This is a genomic window from Xanthomonas sp. 3075 (genome assembly GCF_014197275.1).
GTDB lineage: Bacteria > Pseudomonadota > Gammaproteobacteria > Xanthomonadales > Xanthomonadaceae > Xanthomonas > Xanthomonas campestris_B.
In genome coordinates, this window is record NZ_JACIFI010000008.1 from 177,251 (window position 1) to 193,225 (window position 15,975).

Consider the following 15,975-nt stretch of genomic DNA (forward strand, 5'->3'; position numbering starts at 1 on the left):
CCCATTGGCAACGCCCGCGCGGGCAAAAAAAAGGCGCACTCCGTAGAGTGCGCCCGGTGCGCGGGTAGACCGCCTCGCCTCGGTCAGCCCGGCAGTGCAGCAGCTGCGCTTACTTTTTCGCAGCGGTGACCTTCAGCCCGGTGGACTTGACGCTCTTGACGCCTTCGATGCCCTTGGCGGTCGCCACGGCCTTGTCGTGCTCGGCCTGGGTGGCAACTGCGCCGGTCAGGGTCACGATGCCGTTCTTGGTCTCGACCTTGACGTCGGTGCCCGACACATTATCGGTGGCCAGCAGGTCGGCCTTGACCTTGGTGGTGATCCAGGTATCGGTCACCGGCTTCTTGGATTCGTTCATGCCAGCGGCATGATCCTTGTGCGCAGCCATCTCCTGCGGCGCGGCGAATGCCTGCGCGGCACCCAAGGTCAGACCGAGCGACAACGACAGCGCCAACAGCGTGCGTGCATGTTTGATGTTCTTCATTCGATCTACTCCCGTTGAATGTATCGCCAGCTTGCGTCAGTACTCGTCGAGCAGGCGTGACCAGCGCATGCAGAGGTTGTGAACCCTGCGCACACAGTTGTGTGCAATACCATGCAGGCTTCCCCGGTCGTTGCGATGAACCGTTTTCAATGCCTAAACCGTTCAATCTGGCTGTCGTCGGCTACGGCTACGTCGGCCGCACCTTTCATGCACCGCTGATCGCCAGTACGCCTGGCCTGCACTTGCACAGCGTGGTGTCGTCCAAACCGCAGCAGGCCCAGGCCGACTTCCCGGATGTGCGTGTCGTTGCCGATCTCGACATTGCCCTGGCCGATCCCGCGCTCGACGCGGTGGTCCTGGCCACACCCAACCAGACCCATGCACCGCTCGCGTTGCAGGCCCTTTCCGCCGGCAAGCACGTACTGGTGGACAAACCCTTCGCACTGGACGCCGCACAGGCACGCGCGGTGGTGGAGGCTGCAGCAAACGCCGGGCGTATCGTCAGCGTGTTTCAGAACCGTCGTTGGGACGCGGATTTTCTCACCGTGCGCCGGCTGATCGACGAAGGTCAGTTGGGCGAGGTGATGGAATTCCACTCGCACTTCGATCGCTTCCGCCCGCACGTGCGCGACCGCTGGCGCGAGAGCGATCTCCCCGGCGCCGGACTCTGGTACGACCTTGGACCGCATCTGCTCGATCAGGCGCTGCACCTGTTCGGCATGCCGCAGGCCATCGGTGCGGATCTGCAACGTCAGCGCAACCAGGCGCGCAGCGACGATTATTTCCACGTCACCCTGCACTACCCACGGCTGCGGGTGATCCTGCATGCCGGTTCGCTGGTGGCCGACGGTAGCTTGCGCTTTGCCGTGCATGGCACGCGCGGCAGTTATCTCAAGCACGGGCTGGACACCCAGGAAGACCAGCTGCGCGCCGGCCGTCGCCCTGGCACGGCCGGCTGGGGCGTGGATCCGCTCCCGGGCACGCTCACGCGCGTGGACGACGAGGGACGCGTTCATGCCCATCAACCCGACACGCTGCCGGGCGACTATCGACAGTGCTATGCCGCCTTCCGCGATGCCTTGGCCGGCACCGGACCGGCGCCGGTCAGCGCGACCGATGCCGTGCAGTTGATGGAACTGCTGGAACTGGCGCAGCGCAGTGCGGCGTCGGGCCAGCTGCAGCGGCTGGATGCTGCACGCACGCGGTAACCTGCCAAACGCGCATCTGCGCTTGCGCCAAGCCATCGACGCGTCACGCGGCCAGTGCTACGCATGTATTGCGGGTCGCAGGGTCGCTCGCAACCTCCGCAAGAGGCGCAATCGGCGCCTTCCTGAGAACGTGTATCAGCACTGCAGTCACCGCGTCCACGGACACCTCACACCCCACTGCGCGCCCGAGGCCCCAAGACGCGCAGTGCGATCGCAGCGGGTCGCTTACGCGTCCTTGCGACCGATCTTCGGCGATGCGGCACCGGTCGTCATCACCGCATGGCCGCCGAACTGGTTGCGCATTGCAGCCAGCAGTTTGTCGGTGAACGAATCCTTGTCGCGCGAGCGTAGCCGCTCCATCAGCGACAGCGTGATGATCGGTGCCGAGACTTCCAGATCGATCGCCTCGGCCACGGTCCAGCGGCCCTCGCCCGAATCGGCCACGAACGGGGCGATGCCGGCCATGGTCGGGTTGTGCGTCAGCGCATCGGCGGTGAGGTCCAGCAACCACGAACGCACCACGCTGCCATCGCGCCAGATCTCGGCCACCTGGTGCAGGTCCAGCGCGAAATCGGTCTTGTGCTGCATCAACGAAAAGCCTTCGGCATAGGCCTGCATCATTCCGTACTCGATGCCGTTGTGGACCATTTTGGTGAAGTGGCCGGCACCGCTCGGGCCCACACGTCCCCAGCCCTTGTCGGGCGCAGGCGCCAATGTGGCCAGGATCGGATGCAACGTGGTCACTGCGGTTTCGTCGCCGCCGACCATCAGGCTGTAGCCTTCTTTCAGGCCCCACACGCCGCCACTGGTTCCGCAATCGACAAAGGCGATGCCGCTGGCCTGCAGCACCGTGGCGCGACGCTGCGAATCCTTGTAATACGAATTGCCGCCATCGATGACGATGTCGCCGGCCTGCAACAGCGGCGACAACTGTGCCAGCGTGTCATCGACGATCTTGCCGGCAGGCACCATCAACCACACCACCCGCGGGCTCGGCAATGCGGACACCAGCGACGCCAACGCATCGGCAGTGACAATGCCTTTGGCCTGCGCACTGCTGCGTGCAGCCTCGCCCGGATCGTAGCCGTGCACGCGGTGTCCGCCGTGTACCAGGCGCTCGGCCATATTGGCGCCCATGCGGCCCAAACCCACCATACCCAGTTCCATAATCGCTCCTCAATGCTCTGATCAGTGCAGGTTGCCATGCCCGGCGTAAGCCGGCGTGGCGGAATTCTCAATGGATTGTTCCGTTGCGGTACCGGCGCTGCATTGCTGCAGCTGCCAATCGATCCATCGCCAGTACAAGGTGCTGCGCAGATTGTGCAGGGTCAGTTCGATGGCATACGGCGTGCGCGGATTGCGGTCGAGCAGGCGCGCCACGTGATACCCGATCGGCTTGCTGCCTTTGGGATGCACGTAAACCAGAAAGCCTTGATAGAACGGATCGTCCAGCAACGTCTGCAGTTCCTGCAACGTTGCCTGTTGTTGCGGATCGAGCGTGGCGCGCAGGGCTGGGTCGCGTTCGTACAGCAACCGCTCGAAACGGCGCTTGTCGCCGCCGCGCAGCTGCTTGGCCAACTCCCAGATCTGGCGATTGAGCGCGTCGTAATGCGCAAAGCCGCCGTGCTGGGCGAGCGCCTGCGCGGCCGCGTCGCTGACATCGACCACCACGAAGTTTTCGGCCTGGTTATGGATATCGTCCAGAGACGACTTGTCGAACACATGCGCGATGAAACCCGGCGCACCGACAAATGCCTGCCGCCCCATCCGCGATGTCTTGACCGCCTTGCCGTCGGCAAAAAACTCGCCTGCATGCGCTCCCAGCAAAATGCTGTCGGTGTCGTGCAAGGTCCAGAACGTGCCGATCGACAATTCGCCGGAGGTAAATACCCGATCGAATCCCGCATCGCCGTACAGTTCGCGCTGCGTGGCCAGCTGCGCCACCTGCCGCCCGACCCCGCATTCGGAACGCACCCGACCACGATAAAACGCATCCAGCGCCTGCGCGTTGCTGCCGCGCGGCTGATACCCGCGCCCGAAACTGCGAAAGCCACTCCAGCCTTGCGCCGCCGCACCGCGCCAGCCAAATCCGATCCATCCCAATTGCACCGCCGAAAACCGGTAATGCGGATTGTTTTCCAACTGCGTCACCGCACGTCGCGTAGCGGCACCTAGTTCGAAGGCATAGGCGCATTGCGTGGCCGAATCGTCCAGCAACGCCTTGAGCGATGCGCCGCGTTGGTGATCGTCCCATCCCGCCGGCAATGTCGCCTGCAGATCGCCAGCCGCGCGCGCCTGCGCAAGCGAGCCACGCGTGCACGGCGCGCCACGCTGGATCACGGGCGCACCCACCTGTGCGTATCCAATTTTCCATCCCAGCCGCCGCAACAGGATTTCCACGCACTCGTCGCTTGCGGCGTTGACGGTCGCACTCGGCGCGGCGCGTGCGGTCTGCGGCCACTGCGCCGCGATCATTGCCGCCACGCACAGCAACGTGGCCATGCGCCGGCACGACGCGCGCGGTCGTTCTGCCTGCCGATGACCCGGCCATGTTGCCGACAACTGCAGGCGGTGCGCGTTGAAAGAAGTCATCGATCAGCGGTGTATGTGTCGGCAGCGCAGTGCTGCATTGTCGCGCAAAAGAAAGCCCCGGCATGACCGGGGCTCGCAGGATTCAGTCCGGCATGCTCAACGACGTTCGCAGACGCGCTCGACCTGACGGTTGCCGTTGGCTTGCTGGCGATTGCCCTGGATCGTACGACCCGCCGCACCGCCAGCCACTGCGCCGGCCACGGTGGCGAGCTTCTTGCCATTACCACCGCCAACCTGGTTGCCCAGCAGTCCACCGATTGCAGCGCCGGCAAGCGTGCCGCCGATGCGATTGGGGTCGGTCGAATTCTTCTGCACTTCGACATTGCGGCAGCGTACGCGCGTGCCGTCGGAGAACTTGCGGCCTTCGTCTGCTTCCGAATAGCGCTGCTGATGCGAGTGGCTTTGCGCCTGCGCGAAGGTGCTCGTGGCCATCAGGCCGATCAAGGACATACCCAGCAGTGAATTGCGCATCTTCATCGTCATTTCTCCATCGTTCTCGCCCGCTCGGCGCGTCGTGGATGCACTCTGGTCGCTGCGTCGAGAACGGAACGTGAAGCGCGCGCCCCTCCATTCAGGCTTTGGACCGCAGCGTGAATCACGCCGTCACGGCTGTGTGGCGGGCTCGGTCTGCGGCACATTGGCCGGTGCTGGCGGCGGATCCTGCGCCTCGACCGGCAACGGTGCGACCGGCGGTTGTGCAACCGATGGCGTCGACGCTGGCGCTGCAGGCGGCGTGGTCGGCGCGGCGGCGTTCGGTACCGCTGGCGCTGGCGCTGGAGGCGGCGTGGCAGTCGGCGCACGCGCGGCCGGCGCAGGGGCGGCATTGGCCGCGGCCGGAACCGCTTCGGTCACCTTGGGCAGATACGAATTCAGACGCTCGAAGAAGCGCTTGTAGAAAGCGGCGTCCTGCACCGTGGTGCTGGACACGCGTACCAGCGAATCGCCGCTGCTGCCGACCGGCAGCGACAACGAGCCGAGCACGCCGACACCGACGCTGGCCGAGGTCGAGCTCTTCTTCAACGCATAACGGTCTTGAAGCGCGCTCACAAACACCTGCGCCTTGCCACCGTCCTGGGTGGCGCAGGAGATGCGCAGATTGAGCTGTTCGCTCTGGTCGGCTTCCTTGAGCTGGAAGTTCTTGCTGCCCTCCACGGCACTGGCATCGGCACGCGTGACCGCATAGCCCTGGCTCAACAACACCCGCCGGGCCGCCTCGCAGGCTTGCGGCGAGGTGGACGCCACGCTGCGGGAATAAGTGTCGTCGGAATTGAACGACTCGCGCATCAGCATCGTATCGCCCTTGCTGCCACCGCAACCGGCCAGGGTTGCCAAGGCACCAAGCAATGCGCCGCGCGCGATCAGGGTAGAACAAGACATAGATGACTCCGGCATCCAAAACCGAGGTAAAGCATAGCCGCAACCCATGTGCGCACGGCGTCGCGTTGCCGGATCACGGCAACGGCGGTTCATCCGCTGGCAGTTGCAGGTCCACCTGCAGGCGGCGGCCATCGGCGCCGATGCGCTCGGCACGCAGGTAATGGTGCGCACGCACCGACGCCAGCGTTACCGGTGCCTGGCACGGCGCGCCCCACAGGCTCAATGCGAAGCCTTGTGCCTGCAGCCAGTGGCTGAGGCGATCCCACAGCGGCTGCTCGGCCGGCAGCATCAGGTCCAGATCCGCCGGGCCCTCGGGCACCAGCGCCGGCGACTCCAGCCAGCGCGCGTAGCTGCCGTGCACCTGCACCGGCAGGCGTTGTGCGCGTAAGGCCTGCAACAGCTGCGCCGCCTGCTGCAGGTCCAGCTGTGCACGGCAATGCTGAAAGATCAGCGCGTATTCGTGGCTGCGGTTGCTCTGTGTGTCTGCATGCGCCAGGGCGGCCGCCGGACGCTGGTAACACAGCACGCGTTCCTCGCGCAGCGTGAACAGGCTGGCAAGTATCCGGCCCAGATCCCAGGCCTGCGGAATCACGCGCCCGCCCACCACCACATTCTCGACCATCGCCACACCGAAGGCGTCTGGCCGCATGCGTTTTCGCAGCGCATGCAACACCGCACGCATGCCCGCCAGATAGCCTGCGTAATCGGCACTGGCATACAGCTGCCCCGGCGGCGCCTCGCCACGCCACCGACATCCGAAATACGGCACATTGGTCAGGCATAGATCGACCGCCCCGGCTGGCGCGGTATCCACCAGGCTGCCGACCACGACCGGCGCCGCCACCGCTTGCCGCTGCAGGCGCGTGCGTGCGATCTGTGCACGTGCAGGATCGATCTCCATGCCATGCGCACGACGGCCTTCCAATGCAGCAGCCAGCAAGGTGCTTGCGAAACCGCAGAACGGATCGAACACCTGCTCGCCCGGTCGGCTGAAATGGCGCACGAATGGACGCATCTGGTTGACCCAGCCACAGTCGCGTCCGTTCAGTGGATCGGCCGCACGCAGGTCGTCGGGCAAGGCCCAGGCGGCATCGTCCGGCGTTGGTGTCCACCAACTGTGCTGATCGAGCTCATCCATCGGCCGGCTCCCAGAGCACATCCGTATCTGGATCCCAGCCCGCGCACAGCCGCCCGTTGGCGAAGAACACCAGCTTGTACAGATCCCCGGTTGCGTGCCGCGCGTGCATGGCTGCGTAGTCGGCGCTTTCGAAGACCACGTCCAGGCCGTCTTCGCTGCGCATGCGCAGATTCCAGAAGTAATAGCCTTCCGTCACTCCCAGCGCCTGCCAGCGCCCCCACCACGGCTGCTGCATGCAGTCGGCCAGCAGGTCCTCCACACCGACACGGTGCCGGGCGATATAGCGCCAGGTGCCATTGCTGCGGTACGCATCATCTAGGCGCGACAGCTCGCGAAAGATCACCTGGGTCGCGCCACAGCGGCGTGCCCAAGCGATGTACTGCGCCACCGTATCGGCACTGTCCACGCCACCACGCTGCACGATGCAGACCAGCCGCACCGGCAGCCGCGCAGCAATGCGCTGCGCCACGTGCCTGAAGGTTGTCGCATCGGCGATCGGCTCATCGGGCCGGAAGCGCATGATCGCATCGTTGCCCGTTTGCAGCGGATGGTGACGCGACAGCTCGATCCACGACAGACCGAAGTCCACCAACGCATCGATCAACTGCTCGCCCTGTGCGCGCGCAAATCCGGCGCCGTTGCTGTACAGCACGCGCTGCTCGACGCGCGGCCCATCCGGCGTTGTCGACAAGGTGCGCAGCAACGCCTGCAACCACTCGGGGTCATCGGTCATTTCCAGGCCGGACAACGAATACGACAACGGTACCTCGCGCAGCAGCTGCAATGCAGCGCTCAACTGCGCGAAGTAGTCCGGCCCCGGCCGCAACGTCGCTGCAGCCACGCCACCATGCGTTTGACGCAAATTTTCCGAACAGAACCCGCAACGCGCCGAACATGGCCGCACCGACGCATACGGGGTAAGGGTGACCGGCAGCGCGACCCGATAGTCACGTTCGCCGATGCGCAGTGCGTGCCATCGGCTGGCCTGGTTCTGCAGCGGCACGCGCCGCTGCAGATTGGGGGCCATGATGCGCAACTGCGCCAACAGCGGCGATACCGGCAAGGCCGAAACAGCATCGATGGCGGCGTGCGTGGTCATGCCTGCGCACCACCCGTCAACGACGCGCGGCATCGGCGCGCGCGCGCACCTGCTCCAACGTCCACTCCTGCTGCATCACGCCGTTTTCCCATACCGTCACCAATGCGTCTTCGCTGTCGACCTGCGCTGCAACCTCGTCCAGCAAGGCGCTGCGATAACTGCCGTCGCGCCGATCGCGCAGCAAGGTCAGGCGACCACGCTTGCTCTGCTTGCCCTTGTCGGTGATCGGATCCTTGTAGACATCGATCCACTGCCCGTCCACGCGCACTGCCGAGCACTTGAGCGCAAACTTTTGTGTATCGCGGTCCACCTTCTGCAATAGCGCACCGCCCATGCCGAAAGCGACGTTGTCGGTGGCATAACCGGCGGCGGTGATGCGTTCAAGAATCGCGCGCAACGACTGCGGGTTGATGCCATCGCCCTGGATCACCCGCACATGCTTGAGCACCTTGTAGCCCTTGCCGTTGACCTGGTGACCAAACGCTTCATCCAGCAGCAGCAGGCATTGCTCGACCACATCCACCGGATCGCCCGAATCCGGACGGATCACCACCGTCGCGCCCGAGGCGATGACGTCATCGCGCAGCGTCGTGCCCCAATGCTCGCGGATCGCGCGATAGATGTCGTAGCTGTCCGATACCACCGCCACAACCGAACCGGGCCGCCCAAACTGCGCCAGCATGTTGCGATACGCATCCACCTCGCGCTCGCGCCCCCAACTGGTGATGGTGCTGTGCTCGGCGGCGGGAATCGAGTACCCCGCTACTGGTGTGTGGTAGTGCGCGCGCGCCAGCAACAACGCCGACAAGGTATCGGTGCCGAGGAAATTCACCAGATGCGCCGCACCGCCCAGCGCAGCCGAACCGAGGCTGGACACGCCACGCGCACCGAAATCGTGCAGCTTGAACGGCAACTGCCCTTGCGGATCGTCGCTGGTACGCTCCAGGTACTCGCGCACGACCTGCTTCACCTGCCAGCTCACCGTGGCCACCGTCACCGGGTACCACACGCGCAACAGCAGCGTTTCCAGATACGAGGGCACCCAGAACGCCTTGGCATCGGTGGATTCGATCGTCATCAACACGTTATGCGTCGGCACCACGGCGCCTTCGGGCACGGCGCGGATGCGGATCGGCAACTGCCCGCCGAGACGATCGACGATATCGCGCCAGCCGGCTTCGTTGAACGGCTCGCCGTGCGCGGCCAGCAACGCCTTGGCATCGTCGATGTCGGCGTGCGTCACCGGCCGGTTGATCGCTTCTTTCAGGATCGATTGCAGGCCGAAGAACACGGTCTGGTCATAGATACCGCCGCGCGACTCGACATAGAAAAACGCCGCATCGGTGCCGGGCGGATATTGCAGCCAGTGGCTGGCCTTGTAGCTGTCGGTATTGAGCAGCAGGTTATCGAGGTAATGCATGACGGAAGCTCCTTCGCGTCGAATGAACCAGCGGTCTATCCGCCGGCGGGAGGTCGCAGTTCAAGCCGATCAGGCTTGCGAGCGGCCGTGTGGCGGCACGCAAGCATTGTCGCGCTCAGCCACGGCCCAGGAAAAATTCGAGAATGTGCAGATGATCTTCGTACAAGCGCGGCCCCATCGCCATGACTTCGGCAATGGGAATCCAGCGTGCCTTGTCGGCATCGTCGCCACCGCGCACCGCAGGCAGTTCGCCAGCCGGAAACTCGAAGTGGAACGCATGGGTGATGGTGCGCCCGCGCAGGCTGCGTTCGGGGTGATCGAACACCTGACGCCCCCGCAGCGAGCCCTTGAGGACCGGCACCGGCACCTTGAGCCGGGTTTCTTCGCGCAGCTCGCGCAGGCAGCCATCCAGCAAGCCTTCGTCCTGGCCGACAAACCCACCTGGCAATGCCCACAGGCCCTTGCCCGGCTCGGCGCGACGACGCACCAGCAGCACGTGACCGGAATGCACCACCACCGCATCGGTGGTCACGAAGGTCGGTGCATAGGGTGCATCTTTCCAGGCTGCGCGGTACTGCTCGATGAAACGGTATTCGGCCACCAGCTGCGCGTAACTGGGCGAATTGCGCCGGAATGCTTCCAGCATGTCGTAGACCGGCGCCGGCACATTGCCGCGCAACATCAGCAGCCCGCCGTGGAAACCGATCTCGCCGGCCTCGAACAGATACCGGCGCAACTCGGTGGCCGATAGCGTGGCGGTGTGCTGCACATCTTCCAGCGGCCACTGCGGGAACTCACGCAGGTAATAACTGCTGGCATCCTTGTCCATGCCGATCAAACCGATGCGTGCATCGAGCGTGCCGCCATCGGCCTGCACGGCCTCGGCCACCTGGCGCTGCACTTCGGCGATCCACAGGCTTTCGTTATACAGATGGTCGCGCAACGGCCGCAGGATCAGCCGCTCGCCCTCGCCCGGCAACGCAGACTCGATCATCACCGCGCGCTCGGCGACGGTCCAGGGATTGCGAATGGTACGTGGCGTGTCGGCCGAGCCGATCAACACAATGAGCTTGTTCGCCTTGCCCAGCGCGCGGCGGGCGACGGCGGCGTGGCCGTTATGAAAGGGCTCGAAACGCCCGATGAACACGAGATAGTCATACTGCGGTGCCATGAGAATCCCTCACGGTTGAGTGGTCAGCCAGCGGTCTATCCGTTGGCTTGGCGCAAATGCTACGCCGATGCGCGGCGACGTCAAGCGACCGCTGTCGCGGTGACATTTCGGTCATGCGCGCCGACTAGACTTGGCGTCCGGTCCCGTTGGAAGCGCCTGTATGCCACGCCTGTTGAGTCGCGTTGTGTCACGTTCCTTGCTCGCAGCAATCGCGGTGCTGTGCATCGCAGCACCGGCGCTGGCACTGGCAGCGCCGACGCCGGATCCATTGCGGGTCATGTCGTTCAACGTCCGCGTGCCGGTGGATACCGATGGCGACAAGCGCTGGGCGGTACGCCGTACGGCGATGGTCGCGTTGATCGAGCAAGTCCACCCGGACGTCTTCGGCACGCAGGAACTGGTCAAGGAGCAAGCGCAGTACCTGGCTGCGCAATTGCCTGATTACCGCTGGTTCGGCAAGGGCCGCCGCGCCGACGGCAGCGACGAGCACATGGGTGTGTTCTATGACAGCCGTGCGTTGTCGGTGGTGGAATCGGGCGATTTCTGGCTATCGGAAACGCCCGAGGTGCCGGGCAGCAGCAGTTGGAACACCGACCTGCCGCGCATGGTCACCTGGGCACTGTTTGAGCGCCGCAGCGACAAGCGTCGTTTCTATTTGCTCAACACCCACTTCGCCCACCGCGATCAGGACGAGGCCGCGCGCGAGCACAGCGCGCGCGTGATCCTGTCGCGCATCGCCACGCTGCCCGCCGGCGTCCCGGTGGTAGTGACCGGCGACTTCAACAGCAACCCCGATCAAGGCACCTACCGCATCCTCACCGCCGCGCTTGGCGATGCACGCGCCCGCGTCTCCGAGCCGCAAGGCCCGGAAAAAACCTTTCAGGATTTCACCACCCATCCGACCCGACGCATCGACTGGATTCTCTTCCGTGGCCTGACACCGACCGGCTTTTCCACGCTGGATAATCGCCCCGGCGGCGTGTTGCCGTCCGACCACTACCCGGTGCTGGCCGAGTTTGCCTGGCCACGTTGAGCGTGCCGGCGACGTGACACGCTCACGGTGCCGATCGGTCTGACGATACCCTGGTGGTCAGTCGCGTTGCAGCCAATCGACCAGCGCTTTCAGCAGGGTCGACGACGCCGGCTCGTGCCGCAGCACGATTGAAAGTTGCCGAGGTGCCCAGGCTTCCTCCAAGGGCACCGTGACCAGCTGATCGCGCACGCATGCGCGTTGCACTGCGGCGTGCGGAAGAATCGCCATGCCCATGCCTCGCGCGAGCATGCGACACAACGCATCGATTCCTTGCACCTTTGCACGCATGCGCAACTGCACGCCGGCTCGGTTCATTTGCACGCGCAGATGCCGTTGCAAGGCGCTGTCGCCAGCCAGCCCCAGCATGTCCATTCCCGCAAGCTCGCTCACCCGCAGCGTCGAGGCGCCGGCCAGTGGATGACCGGCGGCCACCACCAGCACCAAGTGATCCTCGCGGAATGGCAGCACCTGCAGCCCACTGACATCGGCATGGCCTGCGACCACGGCGAGGTCGGCGCGTTCCTCGCGCACCGCATCGGCAGCTTCATCGCTGCCCTGCTCGGTCAACGCCAGATCCAGCTGCGGATGTGCGATGAGAAAATCCGCCAGCCGTTCGGGCAGCCATGCCGACAGCGCCGCCGTATTGGCCGCCAGACGCAGCGTCACCTGCCCACCGCCCCCGTAGGCGCTCAACTCCAGCTGCAGCGCCTCGGTCTGCCGCTGCAGGTGGCGTGCGTGTCGGAGCAGTACACCGCCGGCCGGAGTCAGGCTGACGCTGCGGCGCCCGCGTTCCAGCAGCGCGGCGCCCACTTGCAACTCCAGCGCACGAATACGCGCACTGGCAGCCGCCAACGACAACGCCGCACGTTCCGCACCGGCCGTGATGCTGCCTGCCTCGACCACCGCGACGAACAAACGTAAATCGACAAATTCCAGATGCATGACCGCTCCACAAGCACGCGCACGTCAATCAGAGTGCGCTCGCCGCCAGCGAAACAGGCGGGGCAGGCGATTGCTGCATCGGATCTTTCCACGCCCGAGCTCCCATGTCTCAGCCTTCGGCTCGACCGAAGCCTGCATCACACAATCACGAATTGTCTGCTGCGGAGCAAGCCCGGATCCTTGGCTGCATGGAAACCTTGCACACCCACTGGTATCTGATCGCATGCATTTTCTTGCTGGCTGGCTGGGTCAAGGGCGTGGCCGGGATGGGCTTGCCAACCGTGGCTATGGCGCTGCTGGGTCTGTGGATGACGCCTGCCGAAGCGGCAGCGTTACTGGCACTGCCCTCGCTTGTGACGAATGTGCAGCAAGCCTGGGGGCCAGACACCGCAGCCCTGTTGCGACGTCTGTGGCCATTGCTGGCAGCGGTGACACTCGGCACCTGGCTGAGCGCAGGGGTGATGACAGGCGCCGACCCCAGCCTGGTCCGCGCCGGGTTGGGCGCGCTGCTGGCGCTGTATGCCGTGCTTGGGTTGGCGCGCCGACACTGGAGTGTGCAGGCGCGCCACGAACCCTGGGCAGGGCCACTGGCCGGACTGGTCACCGGCCTGTTGAGTGGCGCCACCGGTGTGTTCGTGCTGCCATCACTGCCCTACCTCACCGCACTGCAACTACCGCGCGAGTTGTTGATCCGTTCGCTGGGCTGGTGTTTCGGCGTTGCAACGCTGGCGCTGGCCAGTGCCCTGGCGTGGCGTGGCGCGCTACCCGGCGCGGCGATCGCTCCGTCGTTTTTGGCGCTGCTGCCCACTGCCCTGGGTATGTCGCTGGGTGCCTGGGCGCGTCGCCGCATTTCCGCCGAAACGTTTCGGCGCGTGTTCTTCGCCACATTGCTGGTGCTTGGCCTGCAGGGAATGTGGCAGGCAATGACGTAGGTCTGCGTCGGGCATGACGACGCGTTGCACGGCACGCCGGCAACGCTCCCTGCCAATCAATCCATCTCTCCCAACGCGCGCTTGCCGTGGTGCCCGACATAAGGCGGCGACCAACAAAAAACGCCACCGCAAAGCGATGGCGTTTTTGGTCCTTCAGCCTGTCTTTCGTATTTCAGGCTATCGGCAAACGATCAGTCGGCCCAGCGTCCCGGGGCGGTCGACTGCGGCAATACCTGCGCCGACAGCGGCTGGTCCTGCGAGAGCAGCCCCAGCGCATCGGCGAGGATCGCAGCCGACTCGTGCAGCAACGGATCCGGGCGCTTTTCTGCGGCCTTCTCGCGTGCGGTGTCCTTGACGATGTCGCGCTCGTTACCGGTCAGGCCGTCGTCACTGTCTTCCGACAGCGGATCCAGCGGCAGGCCCAACTGCTTGCGCATCTGTTGACGATCCTTGCGCTGCTGGTCCTGCTTCTGACGCTCCGCAACGCGCTCGGCCTCGTTCAACGAGATGTATTTCTTGGCCTTCTCATCGCGGAACTGCTTGACGTCCTCTTCCCACCACTGGAATTCCTTGTCGGTGGCGATGCGCGCAGTGTGCAGGCCCTGCAGCTTGGGCAGCAGCGGCGCGAAGTTACCGTACTGGGTATGCGGCGAGGCGGCGATGCGCGTCCACGGCAACGCGTTGTCGTAGGTGCTTTCCCCGAACTCGGTGGCATCCACGCTGGCCGGGAACGCGATATCCGGCACCACGCCCTTGTGCTGGGTGCTGGAACCACTGACGCGGAAGAACTGCGCGATCGTCAGCTTGACCTGCCCGTAGCGCTGGCCTTCTGCGGCCGGCCAGCGGTCCAGGTCGACGATGTTCTGCACCGTGCCCTTTCCGAAGCTGGTTTCACCGATCACCAACCCACGACCATAGTCCTGGATGGCGCCGGCAAAGATCTCCGACGCCGACGCCGATCCGCGGTTGATCAACACGCCCAGCGGACCATCCCAGGCCACCTTGGGATTGCTGTCGCCATTGACGGTGACCCGGCCGCCGGACTCGCGCACCTGCACCACCGGCCCCTGTTCGATGAACAGGCCGGTGAGCTCGATCGCCTCGTCCAGCGAGCCGCCGCCATTGTTGCGCAGGTCCAGCACTACACCGTCGACCTTGTCGGTCTTGAAGCCGGCCAGCAGCTTGGCGACGTCGCGCGTTGCCGAGGCATAGTCGGTCGCGTTGCGGCGACGGCCTTCGAAATCCTGATAGAAGCCCGGCAACTTGATGATGCCGATACGACGTTCCGGCTCACTGCCATGCGCGGGCAAGGTGATGGTCTCGCCCTTGGCCGCCTGCTCGGCCAGACGCACCTTCTGCCGGGTCAGGGTCACGGTGCGGTGCTTGCCGTCGATGCCGGCTTCGGCCGGGATGTACTCCAGGCGGACCTGGGTGTCCTTGCTGCCGCGGATCTTGGCGACCACGTCGTCGATGCGCCAACCGATCACATCTTCGATCGCGCCGTTCTTTGCCTGGCCCACACCGACGATGCGATCGCCCGGCTTGAGCGTGCCATCCACCGCTGCCGGACCACCCGGGATCACCTCGCGGATCACCACCATGTCCTCCTGCTTCTGCAGCTGCGCGCCGATGCCTTCCAGCGACAACGACATCTGCTGGTTGAAGTTTTCGGCCGTGCGCGGGGTGAAGTAATCGGTGTGCGGATCGACCGCGTTGGTGTAGGCGTTGAGGAAGAACTGGAACACGTCCTCGGCTTTCAATTCTTTGACCGAGTCGGCCAGCGCCGCATAGCGCTTATCCAGCGTCTTGCGAATTTCCTCAGGCTTCTTGCCGGCCAGCTTCAGGCGCAGCCAATCGTTCATCACCGACTGGCGCCACAGCACGTCCAACTGCTTGTCGTCGGTCGCCCACGGCACATCCTTGCGGTCGTACTCGAACTTCTCGTTGCCGGTGAAATCGAAATCCTGCTTGAGCAGGTCGCGCGCATACTTGACGCGTTGATCGACCCGCTTCCGGTAGACCGCGAACACCTGGAACGCCGGCTCCAGATTGCCGCCGCGCAGCGCATCGCCCACGCCGGCTTCCAGCGGCGCAAAGCCGGTGATGTCGGTCTGGGTAAAGAACTGTTTGCTGCCGTCCAATGTTTCCAGATAGCGCTTGAACACATCCTTGGACATGGCCTCGTCCAAGGTGCGCGGACGATAGGCGTAACGGCTATCGGAGAGCAGGCCGTAGACCAGCTTAGTCGCGGTCGCCTGGTCGGGCGTGGCTGCCGCCGGCAGCGCCGTGTCGGCGCGTGCAAGCAATGCCATCGGAGTAGTCAACACCAGCGCCAGCAAGCCGGCCTTCATGGACGCAGAAACGTTGTAGGTCATCGAATGGCTCTCGGCACGGGGCCGACGAAAGAAAGGCGGTGAACGGATCAGACAGCATGACAGTGCCGAAAGTTGCTGGCGTTGTCATCTACTTGCTGAATCAGCCTAGCGCCGGGCCTGTATCAGATTGTGAACGCGACCGTACCCTCAGGCGGCGGTGCCGATGCCGGATACGACACGGCCCTGCCGCGTGGGCAGGGCCGTATG

14 protein-coding genes are annotated in these 15,975 nt (G+C 64.7%); 3 read left to right on the forward strand and 11 right to left on the reverse strand.

What is annotated here, in order from left to right; all coding sequences use genetic code 11:
* Window positions 1-109: 109 nt before the first annotated feature.
* Complete coding sequence (locus GGR62_RS09935; RefSeq protein ID WP_184407734.1) at window positions 110-481, reverse strand: BON domain-containing protein; 372 nt, start codon at window positions 479-481, stop codon at window positions 110-112.
* A 149-nt stretch (window positions 482-630) separates the two neighbouring features.
* On the opposite strand from GGR62_RS09935, the gene GGR62_RS09940 reads away from it, so the two are divergent.
* Window positions 631-1,689, forward strand: a complete 1,059-nt coding sequence (locus tag GGR62_RS09940; protein ID WP_184407735.1) for an oxidoreductase — start codon at window positions 631-633, stop codon at window positions 1,687-1,689.
* A gap of 225 nt (window positions 1,690-1,914) precedes the next feature.
* Here GGR62_RS09940 and gnd read toward each other — a convergent pair whose 3' ends face one another.
* The 8 genes from gnd to GGR62_RS09980 all read right to left on the reverse strand — a co-directional run bounded on the left by gnd (window position 1,915) and on the right by GGR62_RS09980 (window position 10,486).
* The gene (gene gnd, locus GGR62_RS09945) at window positions 1,915-2,856 is read right to left on the reverse strand and encodes a phosphogluconate dehydrogenase (NAD(+)-dependent, decarboxylating) (RefSeq protein ID WP_184407736.1); all 942 of its coding nucleotides are present in this window, start codon (window positions 2,854-2,856) and stop codon (window positions 1,915-1,917) included.
* Window positions 2,857-2,877: 21 nt separating this feature from the next.
* Window positions 2,878-4,191, reverse strand: a complete 1,314-nt coding sequence (locus GGR62_RS09950) for a hypothetical protein (protein WP_184407737.1) — start codon at window positions 4,189-4,191, stop codon at window positions 2,878-2,880.
* A 186-nt stretch (window positions 4,192-4,377) separates the two neighbouring features.
* Window positions 4,378-4,758 carry a glycine zipper 2TM domain-containing protein gene (locus GGR62_RS09955; protein ID WP_184407738.1) on the reverse strand — a complete coding sequence of 127 codons (381 nt, stop codon included), beginning with the start codon at window positions 4,756-4,758 and terminating at the stop codon, window positions 4,378-4,380.
* A gap of 126 nt (window positions 4,759-4,884) precedes the next feature.
* On the reverse strand, window positions 4,885-5,658 hold the full coding sequence (locus tag GGR62_RS09960; RefSeq protein ID WP_184407739.1) for a DUF2242 domain-containing protein: 774 nt from the start codon (window positions 5,656-5,658) through the stop codon (window positions 4,885-4,887).
* 73 nt (window positions 5,659-5,731) lie between these two features.
* Entirely contained in the window at window positions 5,732-6,796 is a 1,065-nt protein-coding gene (locus tag GGR62_RS09965) for a DNA methyltransferase (protein ID WP_184407740.1), read from the reverse strand.
* The gene (locus GGR62_RS09970; RefSeq protein WP_184407741.1) at window positions 6,789-7,895 is read right to left on the reverse strand and encodes a radical SAM protein; all 1,107 of its coding nucleotides are present in this window, start codon (window positions 7,893-7,895) and stop codon (window positions 6,789-6,791) included. Before GGR62_RS09970 ends, GGR62_RS09965 begins: the two co-directional genes overlap by 8 nt.
* A gap of 16 nt (window positions 7,896-7,911) precedes the next feature.
* A complete protein-coding gene (locus tag GGR62_RS09975; RefSeq protein ID WP_184407742.1) occupies window positions 7,912-9,315 on the reverse strand; it encodes a nicotinate phosphoribosyltransferase in 1,404 nt (467 codons plus the stop codon).
* Window positions 9,316-9,430: 115 nt separating this feature from the next.
* Window positions 9,431-10,486: a bifunctional nicotinamide-nucleotide adenylyltransferase/Nudix hydroxylase gene (locus GGR62_RS09980; RefSeq protein ID WP_184407743.1), complete on the reverse strand. Its 1,056-nt coding sequence runs from the start codon at window positions 10,484-10,486 to the stop codon at window positions 9,431-9,433.
* Window positions 10,487-10,646: 160 nt separating this feature from the next.
* On the opposite strand from GGR62_RS09980, the gene GGR62_RS09985 reads away from it, so the two are divergent.
* On the forward strand, window positions 10,647-11,519 hold the full coding sequence (locus tag GGR62_RS09985; RefSeq protein WP_184407744.1) for an endonuclease/exonuclease/phosphatase family protein: 873 nt from the start codon (window positions 10,647-10,649) through the stop codon (window positions 11,517-11,519).
* A gap of 57 nt (window positions 11,520-11,576) precedes the next feature.
* On the opposite strand, the gene GGR62_RS09990 is transcribed toward GGR62_RS09985, so the two are convergent.
* The gene (locus GGR62_RS09990) at window positions 11,577-12,461 is read right to left on the reverse strand and encodes a LysR substrate-binding domain-containing protein (RefSeq protein ID WP_184407745.1); all 885 of its coding nucleotides are present in this window, start codon (window positions 12,459-12,461) and stop codon (window positions 11,577-11,579) included.
* Between the two features lie 188 nt (window positions 12,462-12,649).
* Between GGR62_RS09990 and GGR62_RS09995 the strand changes: the two genes are divergently transcribed.
* On the forward strand, window positions 12,650-13,393 hold the full coding sequence (locus GGR62_RS09995) for a sulfite exporter TauE/SafE family protein (protein WP_184407746.1): 744 nt from the start codon (window positions 12,650-12,652) through the stop codon (window positions 13,391-13,393).
* Between the two features lie 191 nt (window positions 13,394-13,584).
* Here the strand turns inward: GGR62_RS09995 and GGR62_RS10000 are convergent, their stop codons facing one another.
* The gene (locus GGR62_RS10000; protein ID WP_184407766.1) at window positions 13,585-15,744 is read right to left on the reverse strand and encodes a carboxy terminal-processing peptidase; all 2,160 of its coding nucleotides are present in this window, start codon (window positions 15,742-15,744) and stop codon (window positions 13,585-13,587) included.
* Window positions 15,745-15,975 lie beyond the last annotated feature (231 nt).

Excerpts from the sequence above, each read along its gene's own strand:
- GGR62_RS09950 (WP_184407737.1), bottom strand. The coding sequence starts at position 4,191 with ATGGCCACGTTGCTGTGCGTGGCGGCAATGATCGCGGCGCAGTGGCCG.
- GGR62_RS09935 (WP_184407734.1), bottom strand. The coding sequence starts at position 481 with ATGAAGAACATCAAACATGCACGCACGCTGTTGGCGCTGTCGTTGTCG.
- GGR62_RS09990 (WP_184407745.1), bottom strand. The coding sequence starts at position 12,461 with ATGCATCTGGAATTTGTCGATTTACGTTTGTTCGTCGCGGTGGTCGAG.
- GGR62_RS10000 (WP_184407766.1), bottom strand. The coding sequence starts at position 15,744 with ATGAAGGCCGGCTTGCTGGCGCTGGTGTTGACTACTCCGATGGCATTG.
- GGR62_RS09975 (WP_184407742.1), bottom strand. The coding sequence starts at position 9,315 with ATGCATTACCTCGATAACCTGCTGCTCAATACCGACAGCTACAAGGCC.
- GGR62_RS09970 (WP_184407741.1), bottom strand. The coding sequence starts at position 7,895 with ATGACCACGCACGCCGCCATCGATGCTGTTTCGGCCTTGCCGGTATCG.
- GGR62_RS09980 (WP_184407743.1), bottom strand. The coding sequence starts at position 10,486 with ATGGCACCGCAGTATGACTATCTCGTGTTCATCGGGCGTTTCGAGCCC.
- GGR62_RS09965 (WP_184407740.1), bottom strand. The coding sequence starts at position 6,796 with ATGGATGAGCTCGATCAGCACAGTTGGTGGACACCAACGCCGGACGAT.
- GGR62_RS09985 (WP_184407744.1), top strand. The coding sequence starts at position 10,647 with ATGCCACGCCTGTTGAGTCGCGTTGTGTCACGTTCCTTGCTCGCAGCA.
- GGR62_RS09940 (WP_184407735.1), top strand. The coding sequence starts at position 631 with ATGCCTAAACCGTTCAATCTGGCTGTCGTCGGCTACGGCTACGTCGGC.
- GGR62_RS09960 (WP_184407739.1), bottom strand. The coding sequence starts at position 5,658 with ATGTCTTGTTCTACCCTGATCGCGCGCGGCGCATTGCTTGGTGCCTTG.
- GGR62_RS09995 (WP_184407746.1), top strand. The coding sequence starts at position 12,650 with ATGGAAACCTTGCACACCCACTGGTATCTGATCGCATGCATTTTCTTG.
- GGR62_RS09955 (WP_184407738.1), bottom strand. The coding sequence starts at position 4,758 with ATGAAGATGCGCAATTCACTGCTGGGTATGTCCTTGATCGGCCTGATG.
- gnd (WP_184407736.1), bottom strand. The coding sequence starts at position 2,856 with ATGGAACTGGGTATGGTGGGTTTGGGCCGCATGGGCGCCAATATGGCC.